Below are 24,769 nucleotides of genomic sequence, written 5' to 3' on the forward strand. Positions count from 1 at the left end.
TTACTCGAAACCTGTCATCAGAAGTTGCCGAGGAACCAGTCCTTCATGCGCGAGAACACCTGTCCCATCGACCCCGACTGCACCGCAACCTTGCGCCCGCGCATGCGCTGCGAGCGTCCTTCGACGAGCAGGCCCATCGCCGTCGAGTAGCGCGGGTTGCGCACCACGTCGGCGAGACCGCCCGCGTATTCCGGTACGCCGATGCGCACCGGTTTCAGGAAAATGTCTTCGCCGAGCTCGACCATGCCGAGCATCATCGACGCCCCGCCGGTCAGCACCACGCCCGAACTCAGCAGCTCTTCGTAACCCGACTCGCGCACCACCTGCTGCACGAGCGAAAACAGTTCTTCGACGCGCGGCTCGACCACCGCCGCCAGCGCCTGGCGCGACAGCGTGCGCGGACCGCGCTCGCCGAGACCGGGCACTTCGATCATCTCGTCCGGATCGGCGAGCGCCTGCTTCGCGATGCCGTAGTCGACCTTGATGTCTTCGGCATCCGGCGTCGGCGTGCGCAGCGCCATCGCGATGTCGCTCGTGATCTGGTCACCGGCGATCGGAATCACCGCCGTGTGACGGATCGCGCCTTCGCTGAAAATCGCGATATCAGTCGTGCCGCCGCCGATATCGACCAGCACCACGCCCAGTTCCTTTTCGTCTTCCGTCAGCACCGCGAGCGACGACGCGAGCGGCTGCAGGATCAGGTCGTTCACTTCGAGGCCGCAGCGGCGCACGCACTTGACGATGTTCTGCGCCGCGCTCACCGCGCCGGTGACGATATGCACCTTCACTTCGAGGCGGATGCCGCTCATGCCGATCGGCTCGCGCACATCCTCCTGACCGTCGATGATGAATTCCTGCGTGAGGATATGCAGCACCTGCTGATCGGTCGGGATGTTGATAGCCTTCGCCGTTTCGATCACGCGCGCGACGTCCGCCTGCGTGACTTCCTTCTCCTTGATCGCCACCATGCCGCTCGAATTGAAGCTGCGGATATGGCTTCCGGCGATCCCGGTAAACACGTTCGTGATCTTGCAGTCGGCCATCAGCTCGGCTTCCTCGAGCGCGCGCTGAATCGACTGCACGGTGGCTTCGATATTCACCACCACGCCTTTCTTGAGCCCCTTCGACTCGCTCTGGCCGAGACCGATCACCTCGTAGTGGCCTTCGCCCTTCAACTCGGCGACGATGGCCACGACCTTCGACGTCCCGATGTCGAGGGCGACCAGCAGATCCTTATAGTCTTTACTCATAGCGTGCTCATTGCGTGTGATGTCCGTTTACTTCTTGCCCTTGTCGGGTTCGCTGATGAAGCGCATGCCAGCGGCACGAATCGCGAAACCGTTCGGATAGCGCAAGTCCGCATACTCGATATCCTTCCCCCAACGTTGCGTCACCGCGCTCCATGCCGCGGTCAGACGCCTGCTGCGATCGGCGAGCGTTTCCTGATTGCGCTCGCGCCCAAGTTCCACCTGCATGCCGTTGGAGAGCTTCACCGTCCACGCATAACGCGGCGACAGCGTCACTTCCTCGGGCGTCGCATTGAGCGGCGCGAACCACTTCTGGAAGTCGTGATAACGCGCGACGACTTCTTTTGCCGTACCGTCCGGGCCGTCGAACGCGGGCAGGTCGTCGTCGAGCTCGCCCTGATTCGCGGTGAACAGCTCACCGTCGACGCTCACGAGCTGATCGCTGCCCCACGTCCCAAGCGGCTTGTACTCCTCGAGCGTGACAGCCAGCGCATTCGGCCAGACGCGCCGCACGCTCGCGTGCCGCACCCACGGCATCTGCTCGAACGCCTGACGCGCGACGTCGAGATCGACCGTGAAAAAGTTGCCCTTCAACCGCCCCACTACACCGGCGCGCACCGTCGGCGAATTGATGTGCTCGGTGTCGCCGCCGATCTGGATTTCGCGCAGCGCGAAATTCGGGCGCTGGATCAGCCAGTAACCGCCCGCCGCCAGCAGCACGAGCACCAGCAACGCGTGCAGCGCATTGGTGGCGAGATTGAGCTGGCGAACGTTGTTCCACATGGTGTTGCTTTTGGGTTGCCCCGGTTAGTCCTGCAGCGTCAGCGCCAACACGCCGACAACCAGTTCCTGATAGCTGATGCCGACTGCGCGCGCCGCCTTCGGCGGCAGCGAGTGATCGGTCATCCCAGGCGCCGTATTCACTTCGAGAAAGTACGGATTGCCTGCGCTGTCGAGCATGAAGTCCGCGCGGCCCCAGTCGGTGCAGCCGAGCACGTCGAACGCGCGGCGCGCGAGCACCTTCAGGCGCGATTCCTCTTCAGCGCCGAGACCGCACGGAATCAGATACTGCGTGTCGTCGGCGATGTACTTCGCGTGGTAGTCGTAGAACTCGCCGGCCGGCACGATGCGGATCACCGGCAGGTCCAGCTTGCCGGCGATGCACGCGGTGTACTCGCCGCCGCCTTCGATGCTCTTCTCGACCACGACGATGCGGTCGTACTTCACGGCTTCGATCAACGCCGCCGGCAATGCATCGGCGCTCTTCACCTTGATGACGGCAACGCTCGACCCTTCGCTCGCGGGCTTCACGAAGAGCGGCAGACCGAGCTTCGCGACGATCTCTTTGGCACGCGCTTCGTAGTCGTCGCCGCGCAGCACCGCTTCGAACGGCGGCGTCGGAATGCCGAGCTGCTGCCACACGAGCTTGGTGCGGAACTTGTCGAGACCGAGCGCCGAGCCGAGCACACCGCTACCGGTGTAGCGAATGCCGTAGAAATCGAGCGCGCCCTGAATCTGGCCGTTCTCGCCGTAACCGCCATGCAGCGCGTTGAACGCGCGCACGAAGCCTTCGTCTTTCAACGCGGCGAGCGGACGCTCGGCCGGATCGAACGGATGCGCGTCGACGCCGGCGTCGCGCAGGCCCTGCAACACGAGCCGCCCTGAATTGAGCGACACCTCGCGCTCGGCGGAGTTTCCGCCGAGCAGCACTGCCACCTTGCCGAATTGTTTGGCGAGTTGATCTGAATTAGTACTGCTCATCTCACACCTTCGTTTCCTGGGCGAGGCGACCCGGCACACCGCCGATCGAACCCGCGCCCATCGTAATCACCACATCGCCGTCGCGCACCACTGCCGACAGCGCGTCCGGCACTTCATCCACCGTCTCGACGAACACCGGCTCGACCTTGCCCGCGACGCGCAACGCGCGCGCCAAGGCGCGGCCATCCGCTGCGACGATCGGCGCTTCACCGGCCGCATAGACTTCGGTCAGCACGAGCGCGTCGACGGTCGACAGCACCTTCACGAAATCCTCGAAGCAATCGCGCGTGCGCGTGAAGCGGTGCGGCTGGAACGCCAGCACGAGACGCCGGCCGGGGAACGCACCGCGCGCCGCCGCCACCGTAGCGGCCATTTCGACCGGATGGTGACCGTAGTCGTCCACCAGCGTGTAGGCGCCCGCGGCCTTGCCATCGCTCACGACCGGCACTTCGCCGTAGCGTTGGAAACGGCGGCCGACGCCGTTGAAATCCGCGAGCGCTCGCTGGATATCGGCATCTTTCACTTCGAGTTCAGTCGCAATTGCAATGGCGGCCAGCGCGTTCTGCACGTTGTGCTCTCCCGGCAGGTTCAGCACGATGTCGAGCGGCGCCGCGTCTTCGCGCATCGCGGTGAAATGCATGCGACCCTCGCGCGCTTCGACGTTGACCGCGCGCACCTGCGCATCGGGCGCGAAACCGTAGCGGATGATCGGCTTCGAGACGAACGGCAGGATCTCCTTCACGTTCGGATCGTCGACGCACAGCACCGCGATGCCGTAGAACGGCAGACGGTGCGTGAACTCGATGAACGCCTGCTTCAGGCGCGCGAAGTCGTGGCCGTAGGTGTCCATGTGATCGGCGTCGATGTTCGTGATGACTTCGATCACCGGGAACAGGTTCAGGAACGACGCGTCCGACTCGTCCGCCTCGGCGACGATGAAGTCGCCCGTGCCGAGGCGCGCATTCGCGCCCGCGCTAATCAGCCGCCCGCCGATCACGAAAGTCGGATCGAGCCCGCCCGCGGCCAGCACGCTCGCGACGAGCGACGTGGTCGTGGTCTTGCCGTGCGTGCCGGCAATCGCGATGCCCTGCTTCAGGCGCATCAGCTCCGCGAGCATCACCGCGCGCGGCACGATCGGAATGCGGCGATGACGCGCGGCCAGCACTTCCGGGTTGTCGCTGCGCACGGCGGTCGAGACGACCACCGCGTTCGCGCCTTCGATGTTCTCCGCCGCGTGCCCGATCGAGATGCGCGCGCCGAGCGCGGCGAGGCGCTCCGTGACCGCGTTGCCCGACAGGTCCGAGCCGCTCACCTGATAGCCGAGGTTGACGAGCACCTCGGCGATGCCGCTCATGCCGACACCGCCGATGCCGACAAAATGAATGTGTTTGACGATGTGTTTCATTGCTTTCCTTCTGGGCTTGCGCCCGCCGTCGAACCCGCCACGGTCGCGCAGATCTGCGCGACCTGTTCCGTGGCGTCGGGTTTCGCGAGCGAGCGCGAACGCTCCGCCATCTCCGCGAGACTTTCCCGCGTCTGGCTGCGCAACCAGTCGGCGAGTTTTTCCGCCGACAGATCGCGTTGTTGCACGACCAGCGCCGCGCCGTTGTCGGCGAGAAACGCTGCGTTAGTGGTCTGGTGATCGTCCACCGCATACGGGAACGGCACGAACAGCGCCGCGACGCCGACCGCCGAAATCTCCGACACGGTCATCGCACCCGAGCGGCAGATCACGAGATCGGCTGCTTCGTAGGCGCTCGTCATATCATCGATGAACGGCACGAGCGTGACCTCGGCGCCGGTTTGCAGGCCCGCCGCGGCATAGTTCTCGCGCAGCGCATCGATATGCTTTGCGCCTGCCTGATGCACGATGCGCGGCCTCTCGTTGGAGCCAAGCAACGCGACCGCGCGCGGCACTACTTCATTCAATGCCGCCGCGCCGAGACTGCCGCCCACGACCAGCACGTTCAGCGCTCCGCTGCGTTGCGCGTAGCGTTCTTTGGGTGCATTCGCGCGCGCAAGTTCCTCTCGAATCGGATTGCCGGTCCATTCGCCGTGCGGCAGCGCATTCGGAAACGCAACGAGCACGCGTTTGGCGAGCTTCGCGAGCACCTTGTTCGCGAGACCCGCGATCGAATTCTGTTCGTGCAGCACGAGCGGCCGGCCGCTCAGCGCGGTCATCAGACCGGCCGGGAACGTGATGTAACCGCCCATGCCGAGCACGACGTCGGGCCTCACGCGACGCAGCACGCTCAGGCTCTGCGTGCACGCGCGCAGCAGATTGAGCGGCAGCATCAGCTTGGTCTTGAGACCCTTGCCGCGCACGCCGCCAAAGCGCACGTACTCCATCGGAATGCCGTGCTTCGGTACGAGCGTCGCCTCCATGCCCGCGGGGTTGCCGAGCCACACCACTTTCCAGCCCCACGCCTGCATCAGGTGCGCGACCGCGAGCCCGGGGAACACGTGTCCCCCGGTGCCGCCGGCCATCACCATCAGCGTGCGTTGGTGGAGAGCGGTCATACCTTCCCTCCACGCATCAACACACGATTTTCATAGTCCACCCGCATCAACACCGCAATCGCCACGCAGTTCAGCAAAATGCCCGAGCCGCCATAGCTCACGAGCGGCAGCGTGAGACCTTTGGTCGGCAGAAGCCCGAGGTTCACACCCATGTTGATGAAGGTCTGCGCGCCGAACCAGATGCCCACGCCCTTCGCGACGAGACCTGCGAACGTGCGGTCGAGCGCGAGCGCCTGACGGCCGATCTCGAACGAGCGGCGCACGATCCAGTAGAACATCAGGATCACGACCAGCACGCCGACGAAACCGAGTTCCTCGCCGATCACCGCGAGGATGAAGTCGGTATGCGCTTCCGGCAGATAGTTGAGCTTCTCGACGCTGCCGCCGAGCCCCACGCCGAACCACTCGCCGCGCCCGAACGCAATCAGCGAGTGCGTCAACTGATACGCCTTGCCCTGCGCGTAGCGGTCGTCCCACGGATCGAGGTACGCGAAGATCCGCTCGCGACGCCACGGCGACGCCCACACGAGCAAACTGAACGTGCCCACCGCAGTAGCGACGAGGCCGCCGAACAGCTTGCCGTTCACGCCGCCGAGGAACAGCACGCCCATCGCGATCGCCGCGATCACCATGAACGCGCCCATGTCCGGCTCGAGCAGCAGCAACGCGCCGACGAGGCCGACCGCGACCGCCATCGGCAAAAAGCCCTTGGCGAAGCTGTGCATGTACTCCTGTTTGCGCACCGTGTAGTTCGCCGCGTAGATCGTCACCGCGAGCTTCATGATTTCCGACGGCTGCATGTTCGTGATGCCGAGCGGAATCCAGCGGCGCGCGCCGTTCACACCCTTGCCGACGTGCGGAATCAGCACGATCACGAGCGCGGCGAGCGAAAGCAGGAAGAGCTTGGGCGCGTACTTGTCCCACGTCGAGATCGGCACGCGGAACGACACGACGCCGACCACCGCGCCCATCACGACGAAGATGATCTGGCGCACGAGAAACGCGTAGTCGCGGTAGGACGCGTATTTCGGCGAATCGGGCATCGCGATCGACGCCGAGTACACCATCACGACGCCGAGCCCGAGCAGCGCAACGACGACCCACAGCAGCGAGTGATCGTAGTCGAGCATGCGCGAGCGCAGCGGACGCACGCCGTTGACCGCGCTCGCGAGACCACTGCCGCCCGTGCGGCTGGACGTGCGCGCCGCGGCGCCGCCACTGCCGGCTGCTTCGCGCGAGCCGAAACGTTCCGACCAGCTCATATCATCGTCCCCCGTTCGGCCGCGATGTCTTCCACCGTGCTGCGAAATACCGCGGCACGGTGTGCGTAACCCTTGAACATGTCGAAGCTCGCGCACGCGGGCGAGAGCAGCACCGCGTCGCCCGGCTGCGCGAGCGCGGTGGCCGCGCGCGTCGCTTCTTCGAGCGTCGCGTGATCGGTCATGGCGATGCCGCTATGTTCGAGCGCGGCCCGAATCTGCGGCGCGTCGCGGCCGATCAGCATCACGGCGCGGCACCAGCGCGTGACCGGCGCGGCGAGCGGCTCGAAATCCTGGCCCTTGCCGTCGCCGCCCGCAATCAGCACCACGCGCTGCGCAAGACCGTCGAGCGCGGCCACCGTGGCGCCGACGTTGGTGCCCTTGCTGTCGTCCACATAGTCGATGCCGTCGATCGACGCAATCAACTCCACGCGATGCGGCTCGCCGTGATATTCGCGCAGGCCGTGCAGCAACGGCGCGCCCGGCAAGCCGATCGCGCGCGCAAGCGCGTACGCGGCCAGCGCGTTCGCGGCGTTGTGCAGACCGCGAATGCGCAGCGCGTCGGCGGGCATCAGGCGCTTCAACGCGATGTCCGGCGTGGCGGCCGCTTCGTTCTTGCGACGGCGCTTCGATACGGGTTCGTCGCTCGCGTCACGGTCGTGCGCGACGACCAGCCACACCATGCCGTTGTCGCGCAGCAAACCGTAGTCGCCGTCGTTGCTCGGCTCGGTCACGCCGAACGTCACGATCTCGGCCTCATCGCTTGCGGGTGCGAGCGCCATCACGCGCGCGTCGTCGCGGTTCAGCACGCGCACGGTCTGTGTACCGAAGATGCGGCCCTTCGCGGCCGCATAGGCATCGAGACCGCCGTGCCAGTCCAGGTGATCCTGCGTGATGTTGAGCACCGCCGCCGCGTCGGGCGTAAACGTGTGCGAAGTTTCGAGCTGGAAGCTCGACAATTCGAGCACCCACACGTCGGGCAAGGCGGTGTGATCGATCGCCTCGCTCAGCTTGTCGAGCAGCGACGGGCTGATGTTGCCCGCGACCGCGACCTTCTTGCCCGCGCGTTCGCACAGCAGGCCAGCCAGGCTCGTCGTCGTGGTCTTGCCGTTGGTGCCGGTGATCGCGATCACCTTCGGCGCGTAACCGCTTTCGCCGAGCGTACGCAGTGCCTGCGCGAACAGTTCGAGTTCGCCCCATACCGGAATGCCCTGCTCGCGCGCCGCCGAGATCAGCGGCAGCAGATCGGCGGCGAGCGGCGACAGCCCTGGGCTGATCGCGACGAGTTCGATGCCTTCGAGCAGCACCGGCGAAAACGGGCCGCCGACGAAATCGGCGTCGACACCGTGCGCTTCGAGCGCGGACAGGTTCGGCGGCGCCTCGCGCGTATCGGCCACGCGCAGCCGACAGCCGTGCCTGGCGCACCAGCGCGCCATCGCGAGACCGGATTCACCCAGTCCTAGCACGAGCACCATCGGCTTTTGCCGATCCCGAAACTTCTCGCCGAACATCGCCTGCTTCCTTTACCTGCTGCTTAACGCAATTTGAGAGTGGACAAACCGAATAGGCACAACATCAGCGTGATGATCCAGAAACGCACGACCACCTGCGTTTCCTTCCAACCCGACAATTCGAAATGGTGATGCAGCGGCGCCATCTTGAAGAAACGCCGCCCTTCTCCGAAACGGCGCTTCGTGTATTTGAACCACGCGACCTGCAGCATCACGGAGAGCGTTTCCGCCACGAAAATGCCGCCCATGATGAAGAGCACGATTTCCTGGCGCACGATCACCGCGACCGTGCCGAGCGCGCCGCCGAGCGCGAGCGCGCCGACGTCGCCCATGAACATCTGCGCCGGATGCGTGTTGAACCAGAGGAACGCGAGGCCCGCGCCGCCCATCGCCGAACAGAAGATCAGCAGTTCACCCGCGCCGGGAATGTGCGGAAACAGCAGGTACTTCGAATAGACCGAGCTGCCCATCACATACGCGAACACCCCGAGCGACGCGCCGACCAGCACGACCGGCATGATGACGAGACCGTCGAGGCCATCGGTGAGATTCACGGCATTGCTCGCACCGACGATCACGAGATACGTGAGCACGATGAAGCCCCAGACGCCGAGCGGATAGGTGATCGACTTGAAGAACGGCACCAGCAGGTCGGCGCGCGCGGGCAGCCCCATCGAAAGGCCGCTGCGCACCCACGCCATGAACAGGTCGAACACGCGCACGTTGCTCGCCTCGGACACGCTGAACGCGAGATAGACCGCCGCGAACAGGCCGATCACCGACTGCCAGAAATACTTCTCGCGCGAGGACATGCCGCGCGGGTCCTTGTGGACGACCTTGCGGTAATCGTCGACCCAGCCGATCACGCCGAAGCCGAACGTGACGAGTATCACGATCCAGATGAAGCGGTTGGTCAGATCGGCCCACAGCAGCGTCGCCACAGCGATGCCGAGCAGAATCAGCACGCCGCCCATCGTCGGCGTGCCCGACTTCACCGCGTGCGATTGCGGGCCGATCTTGCGCACCGGTTGGCCGACCTTCATCGCGGTCAGCTTGCGAATCACCGCCGGGCCGCAGACGAGCCCGATCAGCAGCGCGGTGATGGTCGCCATCACCGCGCGGAACGTCAGATAACTGAACACGCGCAAGAAGCTTGCGTCATTCTGCAGCCATTGCGCCAGCGCCAGTAGCATGCTTGGTCCTTCTATTTCAATGTGCGGCGGGCGTCGAGCCCGCAGCGTTGGGTTGTGGACTCGTCACGGCGTCCACCACGCGCTCCATCTGCATGAAGCGCGAACCTTTCACGAGAAGCGTTGCAGCAGCGCCGAAGCCGGCCTGCTGCAGTTGCGCGACCAGCGCGCCGACATCGGCGACGTGGTGCGCGCCCGCGCCATAGGCGGTGCAGGCGTCGCGCGAAGCGTCGCCCAGCGCGTACAGCGCGTCGATGCCGCGCTCTTTCGCATAGGCGCCGATTTCGCGGTGAAACACCGGGCCGTTGTCGCCGACCTCGCCCATGTCGCCCATCACGAGCACGCGCGGCGACGCGCACGAGACGAGCACGTCGATCGCGGCGCGCATCGAGTCGGGATTCGCGTTGTAGGTGTCGTCGATCACGGTCGCGCCCGCGAGCGTGCCGAGCACGGCCTGCTTGACCTGCAGACGCCCCTTCACCGCGCCGAACGATTCGAGGCCGCGTTGGATCGCATCGAGCGACACACCCGCCGCGACCGCGGCCGCGGTCGCAGCGAGCGCGTTGTGCGCGTTGTGATTGCCGAGCACCTGCAGCGTGACGTCGAGGTGGCCTTGCGGCGTATCGATGGAGAGGCGCTTGCCGTCGAACGTGCCCTTCACCGCGGCTTCGGTCGTGCGCTCGGCGTTGTTCAGCGCGAAATCGACGATGCGGCTGCCGGTCGCGGCCACACGCCAGATGCTCGCGTAGGCGTCGTCGGCGGGGAACACGGCCGTGCCTTCGGGCGACAGCGCATGAATCACGCTTGCATGCTCGAGCGCGACCGCTTCGACGGTCGCCATGAATTCCTGATGCTCGCGTTGCGCGTTGTTCACGACGGCGACGGTCGGCTCGGCGAGCTTCGCGAGCAGTTCGGTTTCGCCCGGATGGTTCATGCCGAGCTCGACCACCGCGAGCCGATGCGCGGCATGCAGCCGGAACAGCGTGAGCGGCAAACCGATGTCGTTGTTGAAGTTGCCCGCAGTCGCGAGACGCGCATCGGCGCCGACCGCCGCCGCGAAGATCGACGCGATCATTTCCTTGACCGTGGTCTTGCCGTTGCTGCCCGTCACCGCGACGAGCGGCATGCTGAACTGGCGGCGCCAGCCGCGCGCGAGCACGCCGAGTGCGGCGCGCGTGTCGGCGACGCGGATCGCGGGCACGCTCCAGTTTTCCGGCGTGCGCGCGACCAGCACGGCCGCGACGTTGCGCGTCGCGACCTGCGGCAGGAAATCGTGCGCGTCGAAACGATCGCCCTTGATCGCGATGAACAGATCGCCGGGACCGGCGCTGCGGCTGTCGGTCGAGACGCCCTCGAAACGCACGCTGTCGTCACCGGTGACGGTCGCGCCCGGGATCAGCGCGGCGGCTGTACGCAGCGAAAACATGCTCATTCGCCACCTCCGCGTGCTTGCGTCGCCCGCGCGGCGAGCGCGAGGCGGGCGTGGTCCTGATCGGAGAAAGCGCGTTTCTTGCCCATGATTTCCTGTGTTGCTTCGTGTCCCTTGCCGGCCAGCACGATCACGTCTTCGCGCGCGGCGCCGCGAATCGCCTGCAGAATCGCGCTCGCGCGGTCCTCGATGCGGCGTGCCTTCGACGCGTCCTTCATGCCCGCCGCGATCTGCTCGATGATCGCGAGCGGATCTTCGCTGCGCGGGTTGTCGCTCGTGACGACGAGGCTGTCCGCGAGCTTTTCGGCGATCGCGCCCATCAGCGGGCGCTTGGTCGCATCGCGGTCGCCGCCGCAGCCGAACATGCAGACGAGTTCGCCACCGCGCGCGGCCGCCATCGGGCGCAGCGCTTCGAGCGTTTTTTCGAGCGCGTCGGGCGTGTGCGCGTAATCGATGACGACAAGCGGTTCGTCGTTTTGCAGACGGCCGCCCAAACGCTGCATGCGGCCGTTCACCGGCTCGAGCTTCGCGAGTTCGGCAAGCGCCGCGTCGAACGGCACGTCGGCGGCGAGCAGAGTGCCGAGCACGGCGAGCAGATTGCTCACGTTGAATGCGCCGAGCGTCTGCACTTCGACTTCCGCGTTGCCCCAGTCCGAGGTGCGCAGATGGAACGCGGTGCCGGTGGCCGTGGCACGCACATTCGAGGCGGCGAGCCATGCGTCGGCTTGCGGCATGTCTTTGGGCTCAACTGCCGCCGCGGTATCGAGACCGTACGCAATCGTGCGCGCATGAGCGCGCGTGCTCGCAAGCAAACGGCGGCCGGCCGCGTCGTCGCGATTGATCACGGCCGCGCGCAGCTCCGGCCATGCGAACAGGTGCGCCTTCGACGCTTCATAGGCTGCGAACGTGCCGTGATAGTCGAGATGGTCCTGCGTGAGATTCGTGAACACGGCGATGTCGAACGCGGTGCCGTTCACACGCCCCTGATGCAGCGCGTGCGACGACACTTCCATCGCGACCGCCTGCGCACCCGCGTCGCGCAACTGCGCGAGGCTGCGTTGCAACTGCGGCGCGTCGGGCGTCGTGAAGCCGGTATGCATGAGCTGGCCGGGAAAGCCCGTGCCGAGCGTGCCGATGATCGCGCAGCGCGTGCCGAGCGAACTCAGCGCCGTGGCGATCCACTGGCTGCACGAAGTCTTGCCGTTCGTACCGGTGATGCCGACCGCGAGCAGCACGTCGCTCGGATCGCTATACCAGGCGCTCGCGATCGAGCCGGCGAGTTCGTTCAACGCGGGCACCGCGTGCGCGACGGACGGGTCGAGCGTGCCGGCAAAGCCTTCCGGTTGCACGAGAACGGCTGCCGCGCCGCGCTCGATCGCGGCGTCGATGAACGGACGGTTGTCCGCACCGTCGACCGCATACGCGAAGAACGCGTCGCCGGCCGCGAGCGAGCGCGTGTCGGCGTGCAATTGCGCGCCTGGCTGCACGTGCGCGTGCAGCCAGGCGAGGGCGTCGGCGATCTGCCGGTGCGCTGGATGTTGCTCGCGCAGCGCGCTCATCGCTCGACTCCGGGATGATTCTTCGTGTTGGCGGAAATGGTCATCTTTTTCACGCCGGGACTCGTGGACAGTTTCTTGGCGCCGGACTGCGTGGCCGGCACGCCGGGCGCGGCCGGCGCCGAGTCGTCGGACACGACCATCTGCTTGACGGGCATGTCGGGCGGCACGTTCAGCGCGCGCAGCGTATCGCCGACGATGCCCGAGAACACCGGACCCGACACCTGCCCGCCGAAGTGGCTGCCCGCGGTCGGTTCGTCGACCGATACGGCGACGACGATGCGCGGATTCGGCATCGGCGCCATGCCGACGAACGATGCGCGGTATTTGGAGTGGTCGTAACCGTGCGGGCCGTGCTTGTAGGCCGTACCGCTCTTGCCGCCGACGCGATAGCCCGGCACGGCCGCATCCGGCGAGGTGCCGCCGGGCGCGACCACGGTTTCGAGCATCGCGCGCACTTCACGCGCGGTGGTCGGCGAGAAAATCTGCGGACCGATGGCCGGCTGGTCGCCCGGCGTGTGGAAAATCGACACCGGCATGATTTCGCCGTCGTGCGCGATCGCGGTGTACGCGCGGCCGAGCTGGAACAGCGACACCGACAGGCCATAACCGTACGACATGGTTGCCTGCTCGATGCGGCGCCAGCTCTTCCACGGACGCAGACGGCCCGCCGCCGCGCCCGGGAAACCGACCTTCGGCGCCTGGCCGAGACCGATGCTCGTGTACATGTTCCACATCTCTTCGGGCTTCAACTGCATCGCGATCTTCGTCGCGCCGATGTTGCTCGACTTCTGGATCACACCGCCGACCGTCAGCACGCCGAACGCGCTGTCGTCGGTAATCGGTGCGCCATCGAGCACGAAGCGGCCACCGCCCGTATTCACCAGTGTAGTCGGCGTCACGCGGTGCAGATCGAGCGCGAGCGAAATCGTGAACGGCTTCATGATCGAGCCCGGCTCGAACGTGTCGGTCAGGATGCGGTTGCGCAGCTGGTCGCCGGTCAGGTGCGAGCGGTCGTTCGGGTTGTAGGTCGGGTAGTTGACGAGCGCGAGCACTTCGCCCGTGCGCACGTCGATCACCATCGCCGCGCCGGCCTTCGCCTTGAATTTCTCGACGGCCGCTTTCAGGTTCGTATAGGCGATGTACTGGATCTTGCTGTCGATCGACAGATCGACGTCCTGGCCGTTGTGCGGCACGACCTGCTCGTCCACGTCCTCGATGACGTGGCCCATGCGGTCCTTGATGACGCGGCGGCTGCCCGACATGCCGGCGAGCAGCTTCTGGTCGCCGAGCTCGACGCCTTCCTGGCCCTCGTCCTCGACGTTCGTGAAGCCGATCAGGTGAGCGGTGATTTCGCCCTCGGGATAGAAGCGCTTGTATTCCTCGCGCGAGTAAATGCCGGGGATGTCGAGCGCGGCGACTTTCGCGGCGACGTCGAGCGGCACCTGGCGCTTCACGTAGACGAAGGTCTTGTCTTCCGAGAGCTTCGTGCGCAGCTCCTTGGTGGTCATGCCGAGCAGCTTGCCCAGCGAGTCGAGCTTGTCGGCGCCGAGATCGTCGGGCACCGCTTCGGGAATCGCCCAGATCGCGCGCACGGGCAGACTCGTGGCGAGCACGAGACCGTTGCGGTCGAGAATCTTGCCGCGCGTGGCCGGCAATTCGATGCGGCGCTGATAACGGATTTCGCCCTGCTTCAGATAGAACGCGTTGCCCGGTCCCTGAATCCAGAACGCGCGCGCGGCGAGCGCGACGAACGCCATGAACAGCATGAACACGACGAGCTTCGAGCGCCACATCGGCAGGCGCACCGACAGGATCGGATTGGCGGAAAACGCAACGCTCTTGCGAGCCGACGATTTTTTCATCGCGTGCCTCCGCGACGGGTCGCCGCCGGCGCCGAGGCCGGAGCAGAAGTCGGAATGGGCGCGTCCTCAGCCTTCGCGGCGCCCGGGTCGAGCGTCAGGTACTGGGTGCGGCCCGTCGTGACCGATTGCATCTTCAGCGAGGCGGTGGCGATCTGCTCGATGCGCGAGGTCTTCGACAGCGCGCTCTGCTGATATTGAAGCTGCGAATAGTCCTGCTGCAGTTGACGCTCCTGCGATTGAGCGCGCTGCAACTGGATAAAGATCTGACGCTGCTGATTGGTCGCGTTGACAACCGACAAGGCACAGCCCATCACGATGATCAGCAGGAAAATATTGAGGCGGTTCATGGCGCGATCCGCTCCGCCACACGCATCACGGCAGAACGGGCGCGCGGGTTCTCAGCGACTTCTGCGTCGCTCGCGAATACACGGCCGATGATCTTGAGCGGGGGGCTCGGCAGGTCAACTGCGCGGATCGGCAGACGGCGATCGACCGCCGGCGCACTCGCGTGCGCCTGCATGAATCGCTTGACGATCCGATCCTCGAGCGAATGAAAGCTGATGACCACCAGCCGCCCCCCTTGCTCCAACAGCGACAACGCTGCTTCTAAAACGACTTGCAGCTCCGCAAGCTCTTGATTGACGTGAATCCGTATAGCCTGAAAGGTGCGGGTTGCCGGGTCCTTACCCTTCTCACGGGTTTTGACGACGTTAGCCACGATTTGGGCAAGCTCGCCCGTGCTGACGAGAGGCCCAAGACGGTCGGACTCTGCCCGGCGAGCAACAAGCGCCTTTGCAATCTGAAAAGCAAACCGTTCTTCCCCATAATCTCGTATCACCTCCGTCAATTCCTGCACCGTGGCCCGCGCGAGCCAGTCAGCCGCGGACTCGCCGCGCGTCGGGTCCATCCGCATGTCGAGCGGGCCGTCGGCGCGGAAGCTGAAGCCCCGCTCCGGATCGTCGACTTGCGGCGACGACACGCCCAGATCCAGCAAAACACCCGACACCCGTCCTACGCCACGCTCCGCCATTGCGGAGCGCAGTGAAGCAAAACTCTCATGCACGATGCCAAAGCGCGGATCGCCGATCATCTGCGCCGTCGCGATGGCGAGCGGGTCCTTGTCGAACGCGATCAGCCGCCCCGCTTCACCCAACCGCTCCAGCACGAGGCGGCTATGACCGCCCCGGCCGAACGTGCCGTCCACATACGTGCCGTCCGTGCGCGTCACCAACGCGTCGACCGCTTCGTTCAGCAGCACCGTGCGATGCTGCAATTCGTTTCCCATCGCAGATGCCATAAAGTTGAACCGCGATCAGAACGTGAAATCTTTCAACGCGTCGGGCATGCCCTCGGCGATCGCCGCCTGTTCCTTCGCGGCGTAAATCTGTGCATCCCACAACTCGAAGTGACGGCCCATGCCGAGCAAGGTCACTTCTTTTTCCAGCGAGCCAGCGGCGCGCAACTCCGGCGACACGAGCACGCGGCCTGCGCCGTCCATATCCACATCCATTGCGTTGCCGAGAAAAATGCGCTTCCACCAGGCTGCGTTCATGGGCAGCTTGTCGACCTTGTCGCGGAAGATCTCCCATTCCGGGCGCGGAAAGAGCAACAGGCAGCCGTCCGGGTGCTTGGTGATCGTCACCCGGCCCTCTGCCTGTGTTTGCAGCGCATCCCGATAACGAGAGGGAATCGACATCCGCCCTTTCGCATCGAGCGTCAGCGCCGACGCCCCTTGGAACACTTCACTCTCCCCTCTTGCGACGCTGTTGCGCCGGCTTCCCGATTCCTGAAAATCTACCTGAAAGTGGTGTGGAGATCACACAAAAATACACTTTCTCACACTGCCTCCCACTTTAGAGGAACGCTAAACAGGGGTCAAGGGAGATACCCGCTTTTCGAGCGAATTTTGTTTGCTAGAACAAGGACTTAGCGCGACTCCTTCACGTCAGGCATAAAACGGAAAACCGTTATAAATGAATGAGCTAGTGAAACTTGTGAAGGTGATACGTGAAAAGCGCGGGGGAACAACGCGGATTGAAAGAGATCGTTAAGGCGGATCGGAAGGAATAAATGAGGCTTGCAGAGGGCCTTCGACGAACGGCGCGCGGGGCGCCGTCCCATTTCGGAAAATACGTTTCAGCGGTGGGTCCGGCCTGACAGCTTTTATATGTAATAGGCTGTGCGCGTCATGACTTTCGACATCGCGCGCATCAACGCACGCGCGGGAAACGGCAACTCGACGCCGCCGGCATCCATCGCGGCCTTGCCGTGCTGTGCTTCGTCGATCCGCATCTGCTCGACGATCGCGCGCGATTCGTGATCGGCGGGCGGCAGCTCGTCGAGATGGCTGTCGAGATGCAACTCCACCTGCCGCTCGGTTTCAGCCATGAAGCCGAGACTCACGCGATCTCCCATGCGACCGGCGGCGAGACCGATCGCCAAGGCACCGGTGTACCAGAGCGGATTCAGCAGACTCGGACGCGAATCGAGCGCCTCGAGGCGCTTCGCGGTCCACGCGAGATGATCTTCTTCCTCGATCGCGGCGCGATCGAACACGGCGCGCAACGAAGGCGAACGAGTGGCGAGTTTCTGAGCCTGGTAAAGCGCCTGCGCGCAGACTTCGCCGACATGATTCACGCGCATCAAACCGGCTGCGTGCGCGCGTTCCGCTGGCGAGAGTTCGGGTGCCTCGGCCGTCGCCACGGACTCCTGTGGAATAGGCAGCGGACGACTCATCCGCGACACGCCCGTCAGTGAGCGTAAACCCCGATCAAACTCGCCAATCAACTCGTCCAGCAACATAAAGCACTCCCTGATTCAACGGCCGCTTCACCGAACCGGAACGTCCACGCGACAAGGCTTTGCGACGCAAAACCGGCTACGCGGGAACCTCGGATCCGGATGAAACGGACAGCCAATTTCCGATTCTAGACCATGTTGCGTAAACGAAACAGGAGCCCTCCTGGCCACCTCCTTTTTCTTTGTGCCATGTATGCCTTTTGTTACATTACGTGGCAACTTCTCGCGAAGTTGCACAAGCAAGGCCTTGAGCGCCAGATAAATATTTCGCCTTGTACAAAAGATTCGTAATCCTTGGAGATCATTCGATGAAAAAGTCGCTTCTCGCTCTCGCAGCACTGGGCGCATTCGCAGGCGTCGCGCATGCTCAGAGCAGCGTGACCCTGTACGGCATCATTGACGTTGGTATCAACATGAATACCAACGCCGGTGGCTTCCACAAGTACGACATGTCCAGCGGTGTGATGCAAGGCTCGCGTTTCGGCCTGCGTGGCACGGAAGATCTGGGCGGCGGTCTGAAGGCACTGTTCGTGTTGGAAAACGGCTTTGACGTGACCAACGGCAAGCTCGGTCAAGGTGGCCTGATGTTCGGCCGTCAGGCTTACGTCGGTCTGTCGAGCAACTTCGGTACGGTCACGCTGGGTCGTCAGTACGACTCCGTCGTCGACTACGTCGGCCCGATGGAAGCCGGCGACCAGTGGGGCGGCTACATCGCTGCTCACCCGGGCGATATCGACAACTTCAACAACGCGTACCGCACCAACAACACGGTCAAGTACACGAGCGCAAACTACGGCGGCCTGACGTTCGGCGGCACGTATAGCCTCGGCGGCCAGGCAGGCAACTTCACCGGCAATCAGATCTGGTCGTTGGGTGCTGGCTACAACAACGGTCCGCTGCAATTGGGCGTGGGTTATTTGAACGCACGCACGCCGGCAGCTTCGGGCGGTATCTTCAACAACGGCGGCACGATCACGGCGCCTAATGCAGCTGTAACGAGCCCGGTCTACGCTGGCTTCACGTCGGCTAACACGTACCAGGTCATCGGTGCGGGCGGTGCATACACGTTCGGCGCGGCAACGGTCGGCCTGACGTATTCGAACATCCGCTTCGGCAACTTGGGCAAGACCTTCGCGTCGCCGCTCCAGGGCCAGTCGGCTACGTTCAACAACGGCGAAATCAACTTCAAGTATCAGTTGACCCCGGCACTGCTGGTCGGCGCAGCGTATGACTACACGCGCGGCGCATCGATCGAAGGCACCTCGCGTGCTCAGTACCACCAAGGCGCACTGGGCGTGGACTACTTCCTGTCCAAGCGCACCGACGTGTACGTGATCGGCGTGTACCAGCACGCTCTGGGCGAAACGATGAACGCAGCGGGCGATATTGTCGATGCAACGGCAGGCATCAACGGCCTGACGGGTTCGTCGACCAGCAACCAGTTCACGGCTCGCGTCGGTATCCGCCACAAGTTCTAATAAGTCGTAAAAAAGCAGTCTCTCTCAAAGGCGCCTTCGGGCGCCTTTTTTTGCGCCCATAGTTTGGGGGCGCTTGTCTGGTTCATTCGCGATGCTGGCTGTTGCGATTCCATCCCAGGCTGCGATCTCGTTCAAAGCAAACAGCCCGGCGTGACTTTCGTCCGCCGGGCTGTTTGCTTTGGTGCGATGGCTCGCTTTGTTAGTCGAGCTCCGGGTCAGGTTGAGTGCGCAACCATGCGTTGGATACGCTTACGCCCTTCCGTCGCGCAACTCGCGACGCAGAATCTTGCCAACGTTGCTCTTTGGCAGCTCCGTACGGAATTCGACGATTTTGGGCCGCTTGTAGCCGGTCAGTTGCGTTTTGCAGTACGCGAAGATCTCCTCGTCGGTCAACGACGGGTCTTTCTTCACGACAAACAGTTTCACCGCCTCGCCCGAATGCGTGTCAGGCACACCGACCGCGGCAACTTCGAACACACCGGGCAACTTGGCCACGACGTCCTCGATCTCATTCGGATAGACGTTGAAACCGGACACGAGAATCATGTCCTTCTTGCGATCGACGATCTTGATGAAGCCATCCGCGTTCATCATCCCGACATCGCCCGATTTGAAGAAACCATCCGGCGTCATGACCTTGGCGGTCTCGTCCGGCCGGTTCCAGTAGCCCGCCATCACCTGCGGTCCGCGGATGCAGATTTCGCCGGGCTGGCCGAGCGGCACCTCGTTGCCGTCGTCGTCGCGGATCGAGACTTCGGTGGACGGCAGCGGCAGGCCAATCGTGCCGCTGTATTCGGTCGCGGTGACCGGATTGCAGGTCACGCACGGCGACGTTTCCGACAACCCATATCCTTCGACGATCGGCGTGCGCGTCAGCTCGAACCAGCGCTTCGCCACCGCTTCCTGCACCGCCATGCCGCCGCCGTTCGCGGTGAGCAGCTTCGAGAAATTGAGCTTGGGGAAGTCGGGGCTGTTCAGCATCGCGTTATACAGCGTGTTGACGGCGGGAATCGTCGTGATCGCATAGCCTTCCAGCGACTTGATCATGCCGGGAATGTCGCGTGGATTCGGAATCAGCACGCCGAGACCGCCGGTGCGGATCGTCAGCAGGCCACACACGGTCAGCGCGAACACGTGATAAAGCGGCAGCGCGACAACCGTGATGAACTGATCGATATCAGTGCGGTTCGCACGCACCGGATCGAGCCAGACTTCGGACTGCAAAACGTTGGCGATCAGGTTCCGATGCAGCAGCGTCGCGCCTTTCGCCACGCCGGTTGTGCCACCCGTGTACTGCAGGAACGCGATGTCGTCCGGTCCCTGCTGAGCCGGCTTGAAACTCTGGCCCGCGCCTTGCGCGACCGCGTCGTTGAACCTGACGTGACCCGGCAGGCTCCACGCCGGCACCATCTTCTTCACCTTGCGCACGACGAAGTTGACGAGCGGGCCCTTGATTCCCATCAGGTCGCCCATTGCCGCGACGACGACATGCCTGACCGGCGTATTGCGCATGATCGTCTGCAACGTTCCCGCGAAATTTTCGAGCAGGATGATCGCTTCGGCACCGCTGTCCTTCAGTTGATGCTCGAGTTCGCGCGGCGTGTAAAGCGGATTCACGTTCACGACCACGTAGCCCGCACGCAGGATCGCGGCGATCGCTACCGGATATTGCAGCACGTTCGGCATCATGATCGCGACGCGCGCGCCGCGGGCGAGCCCCTTCGACTGCAGCCACGCAGCCAGCCTGCGCGAAAGCTCGTCTAGCTCGCCGTAGCTGATTTCCTTGCCCATGCAGACGAACGCCGGCTTGGCCCGATGCTCGCGGAAAGCCTCCTCGAGCAGCTCGGCAACCGATGAATAGCGCGTTGGATCGATTTCTGCGGGAACGCCGGGCGGATAAGATTTCAGCCAGATTTTCTCCATGCAGCGTCTCCTGAATTATTTTCGAATGATCGTGCTAAAAATGCATCGTAGCATGGGCACGTTATGGCTAATGGCGAAAGCAGCGTGGTTAGACGTCAGCCTCGAACTCGCGAGGCACGTGCGCCGATGGAATATCCAGCCGGGTTTCTGACCCGTTTCGGGCTCGCTCGACTTCGACAAGACAGTCATAAAACGTAGCCGAGCCGCCGAGATCGGTGAGGGCCTGGCTGGTCAGTTGATTGGCGTTGCGGCCGTCCGGCGCGAGCTTCTTCCACCAGATCGACAATCCGACCACGAGCCCTTCGCGCGCCCTGTCGGTCACGCGGGCACGCGCCTGCATCGAGCCACGGTCGTTGAAAATACGCACCTGATCGCCGTCGGCGATGTTTCGCGCATGCGCGTCGACCGGATGGATGTCGAGATGCGGCTCGCCTTCCGTCGCGCGCAGACTTTCGATGTTCACGAAGGTGCTATTCAGGAAATTGCGCGCGGGCGGCGAAATCATCGCGAGCGGATAACGGGCGGCGAGTTCAGGCGAGCCGTCGGCGGATTCGTAGGGCGGCAGATAGTCCGGTAGCGGATCGAGGCCTTGCTGCGCGAGTCGCTCGCTGTAGAACTCGCACTTGCCGGACGGTGTGCGGAAACCGCCATCGGCGAAAGGCGCATCGGGCAAATTGAGCTTGGCCCAGCCGGCCTGCTTCAGCGTCGGCCAGTCCATACCTTCGAGCGTTTTATCCTGCCAGCGGAACGCGGCCTGCGCGATCGCTTCGTCGCTCTCGAATAGCGCTGGTTCGTCGAGCCCCATGTGACGCGCGAGGCCGCGAAAGATTTCGGTGTTCGGACGGGCGTCGCCAATGGGTGCGATCGCGGGCAGGTTGACCATCACGTGCGTGTGCCCGTACGACTTGTGCACGTCGAGGTGTTCGAGCTGCGTCGTGGCGGGCAGCAGCAGGTCGGCATAGTCAGCGGTGTCGGTCTGGAAATGCTCGAGCACGATCGTGAACAGGTCTTCGCGCGCAAAGCCCGCCGCGACCCGCTCGGAGTCCGGCGCAACCGCCACGGGATTCGAGTTGTAGACGACGATGGCCTCGATTTTCGGGCCGAACGCTGCTTCGCCGGGATGCAGCAGCGCATCGCCGATCGCATTCATATTGACGACACGGCTTGGCCTCGCAGGCCAGCCGGGCATCAGGTCAGGACGCTGCAACGCATGCGAGTCGACCGGCGCCCAGCCGCCAGAGGACAGCAGCGCCCCGCCCGCGCGCTCACGCCACGCGCCCGTCAGCGACGGCAGGCACGCGATTGCGCGCACCGCATTGCCGCCGCCGCGCACCCGTTGCAGACCGTAGTTCAGGCGAATCGCCGCCTTCTTCGTGCCGCCGTAAAGCCGTGCAAGATCGGCGATTACTTGCCCTTCAATGCCGCAAATTTCACTAGCGCGAGATAGCGGATAGTTGAGCGCGCGTTCCTTCAGTTCCGCAAACCCGAGCGTGTGTGCCTCAATGTACGCATGATCCAGCAGGTCTTCGGTAATCAGCACGTTCATCATGCCGAGCGCCAAAGCGCCGTCGGTGCCGGGCTTCGGTGCGATGTGCTGGTGGCATTTTTCGGCGGTCAGCGAGCGGTACGGATCGATTGCGATCAGTTGCGCGCCGCGACGCTTGGCTTCCTGTGCGCGCGTCCAGAAATGCAGATTCGATGCGATCGGGTTGGCGCCCCAGATCAGGATCACTTCGCTCTCGGCGAAAAACTCGGTATGCATGCCAACGCCCGTGCCATACGTGTACTTCATGCCCGCGGCGCCGGCGGCCGCGCAGATCGTGCGGTCCAGTTGGGACGCGCCGAGCTTGTGAAAGAAGCGTTGCGCAATGCTGTCGCCCTGCACTAACCCCATCGTGCCGGCATAGCTGTAGGGCAAGATCGCTTCCGGCGCACGGCGCGCGATTTCCGACAAACGGGCCGCGGCGAATTCGAGCGCGGCGTCCCAACTGATCGGCTCGAAGCGGCCCTCGCCCTTGCGGCCGACGCGCTTCATCGGTGTAGTCAGCCGGTTCGGATGGTACACACGCTCCGCGTAACGGCTGACCTTCGTGCACAACACGCCTTGGGTCGGCGCATGCTCGGGGTCGCCGACAACCTTGATCGCACGCCCGTTGTCGATGGTCACACGCATCGCGCAGGTATCGGGACAATCGTGCGGACACACTGCGCGCGCGAACTCGATCGGGGCGTTCATCGGTAATCCTTCCAGGCAAATAGTGAGCGAGCATGCGGAATTTTATTACGCCGCCAGCCCGTCGACCTGGCTGGTGCCACCAAAAATGCCTTCGGCGTAGAATCGATTATCTCCGTGCCCGGGCCAACGCGGCCCTGAGCGATCCCACGTAAGCCAAGCACAAACGCATCATCACTCCATCATGAAACTGATTCCCGAAATCCAGGCCGCTCGCGGCGAAATCCAGACCCTCCGACGAACCATCCATGCCCATCCGGAACTGCGCTACGAAGAAGCGGTGACAGCTGATCTCGTTGCCCGGACACTCGAGTCCTGGGGCATCGAAACTCACCGCGGATTCGGCAAGACAGGCGTGGTCGGCGTATTGAAGCGCGGCAACGGCTCGCGCGCGATCGGCCTGCGCGCCGATATGGACGCTCTGCCGATTCAGGAGCTGAACGGCTTCGATCACCGGTCGAAAAACGACGGCAAGATGCATGCATGCGGCCATGACGGACATACCGCGATGCTGCTCGGCGCGGCTCAGTATCTGGTCAAGCACGGCGATTTCGACGGCACGATCGTATTTATTTTCCAGCCGGCCGAGGAAGGCGGCGCGGGTGCGCAAGCGATGATCGACGACGGCCTGTTCGTCAAATTCCCTGTGGATGCTGTGTTCGGCATCCATAACTGGCCGGGAATTCCGGCGGGTCACTTCGGCGTGACGGAAGGCCCGATCATGGCGTCGAGCAACGAATTCCGCATCGAAATCAAAGGCGTAGGTGCGCATGCCGCGCTGCCGCATAATGGCCGCGATCCGGTCTTTACGGCGGTGCAGATCGCCAACGGACTGCAAAGCATCATTACGCGGAACAAGAAGCCGCTGGATACCGCCGTGTTGTCGATCACCCAGATTCACGCCGGCGATGCGGTCAACGTGGTCCCGGACGATGCATGGATCTCAGGAACGGTGCGGACCTTCACCACCGAGACACTCGACCTGATCGAAGCGCGGATGCGCAAAATCGCGGAGAGTACCGCCGAAGCATACGATTGCTCTGTCCAGGTCCACTTCCACCGGAACTATCCGCCGACTGTCAACAGTGGCGAGGAAGCGCGTTTTGCTGCGACGGTGATGAAGGAGATCGTCGGCGCGGAGAATGTCGACGACGCGGTCGAGCCGACCATGGGCGCCGAAGATTTTTCTTTCATGCTACTGGCGAAGCCCGGTTGTTACGCATTTCTGGGCAACGGCGACGGTGGCCACCGGGAAGCTGGGCACGGCGCGGGCCCCTGCATGCTGCATAACGCAAGCTATGACTTCAACGACGAGCTATTGCCAGTTGGGTCGACATATTGGGTTCGATTGGCGCAGAAGTTTCTCGCGCAGGGGAAGTAGGAGGTAGTAGAAGGGCGTTGACGCGGAGGGATGTGGCGCTTCGCTGTGATGCCGCTGGCGCTGCCTGTTGCCTGCTGCTTGGTTGGTCCGAGAACGATGTCGTAATTGATGGCGATGGCGGCTGTATGTCTATATGACTCGCTGCCAGCAGCATAGGCGTGCGTTCGGGAACGGCGTCAATGCCTTCGATATTGCATGACCGGCAACTGCATCGCGCGCCGCTCTGGGCTGTCACGGCGGCGAGCGAACAGCTCGATCGCGTTATTGCGGGCACGTCTGATCCGGCGCCAGTGCGTAGGCGGGCCTGACTGGCCGCAGTCCCGATGGACAGGTAACGACGTCCGGTGCGGCTCAGGCCGACTTCACGCCCGTTCGCCCATGGCGCCCGCCGCATACGGGCACGAGCGTATCCGGTCCCGATGGTGCCCGGACAGGTGGGTTGATGTGGCAGCCCAGTCGTCCGCTCATGGACGATCAGGAGTCCGACGCCGGCGTAAACGCCAGAACCCCGGTTCTCGTGTCGAGAGACCGGGGTTCAGTCGATGCAGCATGAGGAGCCTGACGATGACCTACTTTCACACGGGCAATCCGCACTATCATCGGCGTGGAGTCGTTTC

At 63.9% G+C, this 24,769-nt stretch carries 18 protein-coding genes and 1 pseudogene; 2 read left to right on the top strand and 17 right to left on the bottom strand.

The annotated features are described in order from the left end of the window. Positions 1-17: 17 nt before the first annotated feature. The 15 genes from ftsA to coq7 all read right to left on the bottom strand — a co-directional run bounded on the left by ftsA (position 18) and on the right by coq7 (position 17,140). Positions 18-1,250, bottom strand: a complete 1,233-nt coding sequence (gene ftsA / locus B9Z01_RS24795) for a cell division protein FtsA (RefSeq protein WP_085487925.1) — start codon at positions 1,248-1,250, stop codon at positions 18-20. Positions 1,251-1,277: 27 nt separating this feature from the next. After that, a complete protein-coding gene (locus B9Z01_RS24800) occupies positions 1,278-2,030 on the bottom strand; it encodes a cell division protein FtsQ/DivIB (RefSeq protein WP_085487927.1) in 753 nt (250 codons plus the stop codon). A 24-nt stretch (positions 2,031-2,054) separates the two neighbouring features. Beyond that, a complete protein-coding gene (locus B9Z01_RS24805) occupies positions 2,055-3,008 on the bottom strand; it encodes a D-alanine--D-alanine ligase (protein ID WP_085487929.1) in 954 nt (317 codons plus the stop codon). A gap of 1 nt (position 3,009) precedes the next feature. Next, complete coding sequence (murC, locus tag B9Z01_RS24810) at positions 3,010-4,413, bottom strand: UDP-N-acetylmuramate--L-alanine ligase (RefSeq protein WP_085487931.1); 1,404 nt, start codon at positions 4,411-4,413, stop codon at positions 3,010-3,012. Then, positions 4,410-5,528 carry an undecaprenyldiphospho-muramoylpentapeptide beta-N-acetylglucosaminyltransferase gene (gene murG / locus B9Z01_RS24815; protein ID WP_085487933.1) on the bottom strand — a complete coding sequence of 373 codons (1,119 nt, stop codon included), beginning with the start codon at positions 5,526-5,528 and terminating at the stop codon, positions 4,410-4,412. The genes murC and murG overlap by 4 nt, the downstream gene beginning before the upstream one ends. After that, positions 5,525-6,790: a putative lipid II flippase FtsW gene (ftsW, locus tag B9Z01_RS24820; protein ID WP_085487935.1), complete on the bottom strand. Its 1,266-nt coding sequence runs from the start codon at positions 6,788-6,790 to the stop codon at positions 5,525-5,527. The genes murG and ftsW overlap by 4 nt, the downstream gene beginning before the upstream one ends. After that, positions 6,787-8,298, bottom strand: a complete 1,512-nt coding sequence (gene murD, locus B9Z01_RS24825) for a UDP-N-acetylmuramoyl-L-alanine--D-glutamate ligase (RefSeq protein WP_085487937.1) — start codon at positions 8,296-8,298, stop codon at positions 6,787-6,789. The genes ftsW and murD overlap by 4 nt, the downstream gene beginning before the upstream one ends. Positions 8,299-8,321: 23 nt before the next feature. Beyond that, complete coding sequence (gene mraY / locus B9Z01_RS24830; protein ID WP_085487939.1) at positions 8,322-9,491, bottom strand: phospho-N-acetylmuramoyl-pentapeptide-transferase; 1,170 nt, start codon at positions 9,489-9,491, stop codon at positions 8,322-8,324. A 16-nt stretch (positions 9,492-9,507) separates the two neighbouring features. After that, positions 9,508-10,920, bottom strand: a complete 1,413-nt coding sequence (locus B9Z01_RS24835) for a UDP-N-acetylmuramoyl-tripeptide--D-alanyl-D-alanine ligase (protein ID WP_085487941.1) — start codon at positions 10,918-10,920, stop codon at positions 9,508-9,510. Further along, positions 10,917-12,476: a UDP-N-acetylmuramoyl-L-alanyl-D-glutamate--2,6-diaminopimelate ligase gene (locus B9Z01_RS24840; RefSeq protein WP_085487943.1), complete on the bottom strand. Its 1,560-nt coding sequence runs from the start codon at positions 12,474-12,476 to the stop codon at positions 10,917-10,919. The genes B9Z01_RS24835 and B9Z01_RS24840 overlap by 4 nt, the downstream gene beginning before the upstream one ends. Beyond that, complete coding sequence (locus tag B9Z01_RS24845) at positions 12,473-14,338, bottom strand: peptidoglycan D,D-transpeptidase FtsI family protein (protein ID WP_085487944.1); 1,866 nt, start codon at positions 14,336-14,338, stop codon at positions 12,473-12,475. The genes B9Z01_RS24840 and B9Z01_RS24845 overlap by 4 nt, the downstream gene beginning before the upstream one ends. Beyond that, the gene (ftsL, locus tag B9Z01_RS24850) at positions 14,335-14,685 is read right to left on the bottom strand and encodes a cell division protein FtsL (protein WP_085487946.1); all 351 of its coding nucleotides are present in this window, start codon (positions 14,683-14,685) and stop codon (positions 14,335-14,337) included. Before ftsL ends, B9Z01_RS24845 begins: the two co-directional genes overlap by 4 nt. Continuing rightward, positions 14,682-15,635: a 16S rRNA (cytosine(1402)-N(4))-methyltransferase RsmH gene (gene rsmH, locus B9Z01_RS24855; RefSeq protein WP_085487948.1), complete on the bottom strand. Its 954-nt coding sequence runs from the start codon at positions 15,633-15,635 to the stop codon at positions 14,682-14,684. Before rsmH ends, ftsL begins: the two co-directional genes overlap by 4 nt. A gap of 15 nt (positions 15,636-15,650) precedes the next feature. Continuing rightward, the gene (mraZ, locus tag B9Z01_RS24860; RefSeq protein WP_013090620.1) at positions 15,651-16,079 is read right to left on the bottom strand and encodes a division/cell wall cluster transcriptional repressor MraZ; all 429 of its coding nucleotides are present in this window, start codon (positions 16,077-16,079) and stop codon (positions 15,651-15,653) included. Positions 16,080-16,501: 422 nt separating this feature from the next. Next, on the bottom strand, positions 16,502-17,140 hold the full coding sequence (gene coq7 / locus B9Z01_RS24865; RefSeq protein ID WP_085487950.1) for a 2-polyprenyl-3-methyl-6-methoxy-1,4-benzoquinone monooxygenase: 639 nt from the start codon (positions 17,138-17,140) through the stop codon (positions 16,502-16,504). Between the two features lie 305 nt (positions 17,141-17,445). Here coq7 and B9Z01_RS24870 point away from each other — a divergent pair, with 305 nt between their 5' ends. Beyond that, positions 17,446-18,615: a porin gene (locus B9Z01_RS24870; RefSeq protein WP_085487952.1), complete on the top strand. Its 1,170-nt coding sequence runs from the start codon at positions 17,446-17,448 to the stop codon at positions 18,613-18,615. Positions 18,616-18,864: 249 nt separating this feature from the next. Here B9Z01_RS24870 and B9Z01_RS24875 read toward each other — a convergent pair whose 3' ends face one another. Both B9Z01_RS24875 and B9Z01_RS24880 read right to left on the bottom strand, forming a co-directional pair. Beyond that, complete coding sequence (locus tag B9Z01_RS24875; protein ID WP_085487954.1) at positions 18,865-20,538, bottom strand: long-chain fatty acid--CoA ligase; 1,674 nt, start codon at positions 20,536-20,538, stop codon at positions 18,865-18,867. A 163-nt stretch (positions 20,539-20,701) separates the two neighbouring features. Beyond that, a pseudogene (locus B9Z01_RS24880) lies at positions 20,702-22,774 on the bottom strand (molybdopterin-containing oxidoreductase family protein); the annotation flags it as partial. A gap of 181 nt (positions 22,775-22,955) precedes the next feature. Between B9Z01_RS24880 and B9Z01_RS24885 the strand changes: the two are divergent. Then, positions 22,956-24,152, top strand: a complete 1,197-nt coding sequence (locus B9Z01_RS24885; protein WP_085487956.1) for a M20 aminoacylase family protein — start codon at positions 22,956-22,958, stop codon at positions 24,150-24,152. The last annotated feature ends 617 nt before the right edge of the window (positions 24,153-24,769 follow it).

Source organism: Paraburkholderia susongensis (assembly GCF_900177725.1).
Classification (GTDB): domain Bacteria; phylum Pseudomonadota; class Gammaproteobacteria; order Burkholderiales; family Burkholderiaceae; genus Paraburkholderia; species Paraburkholderia susongensis.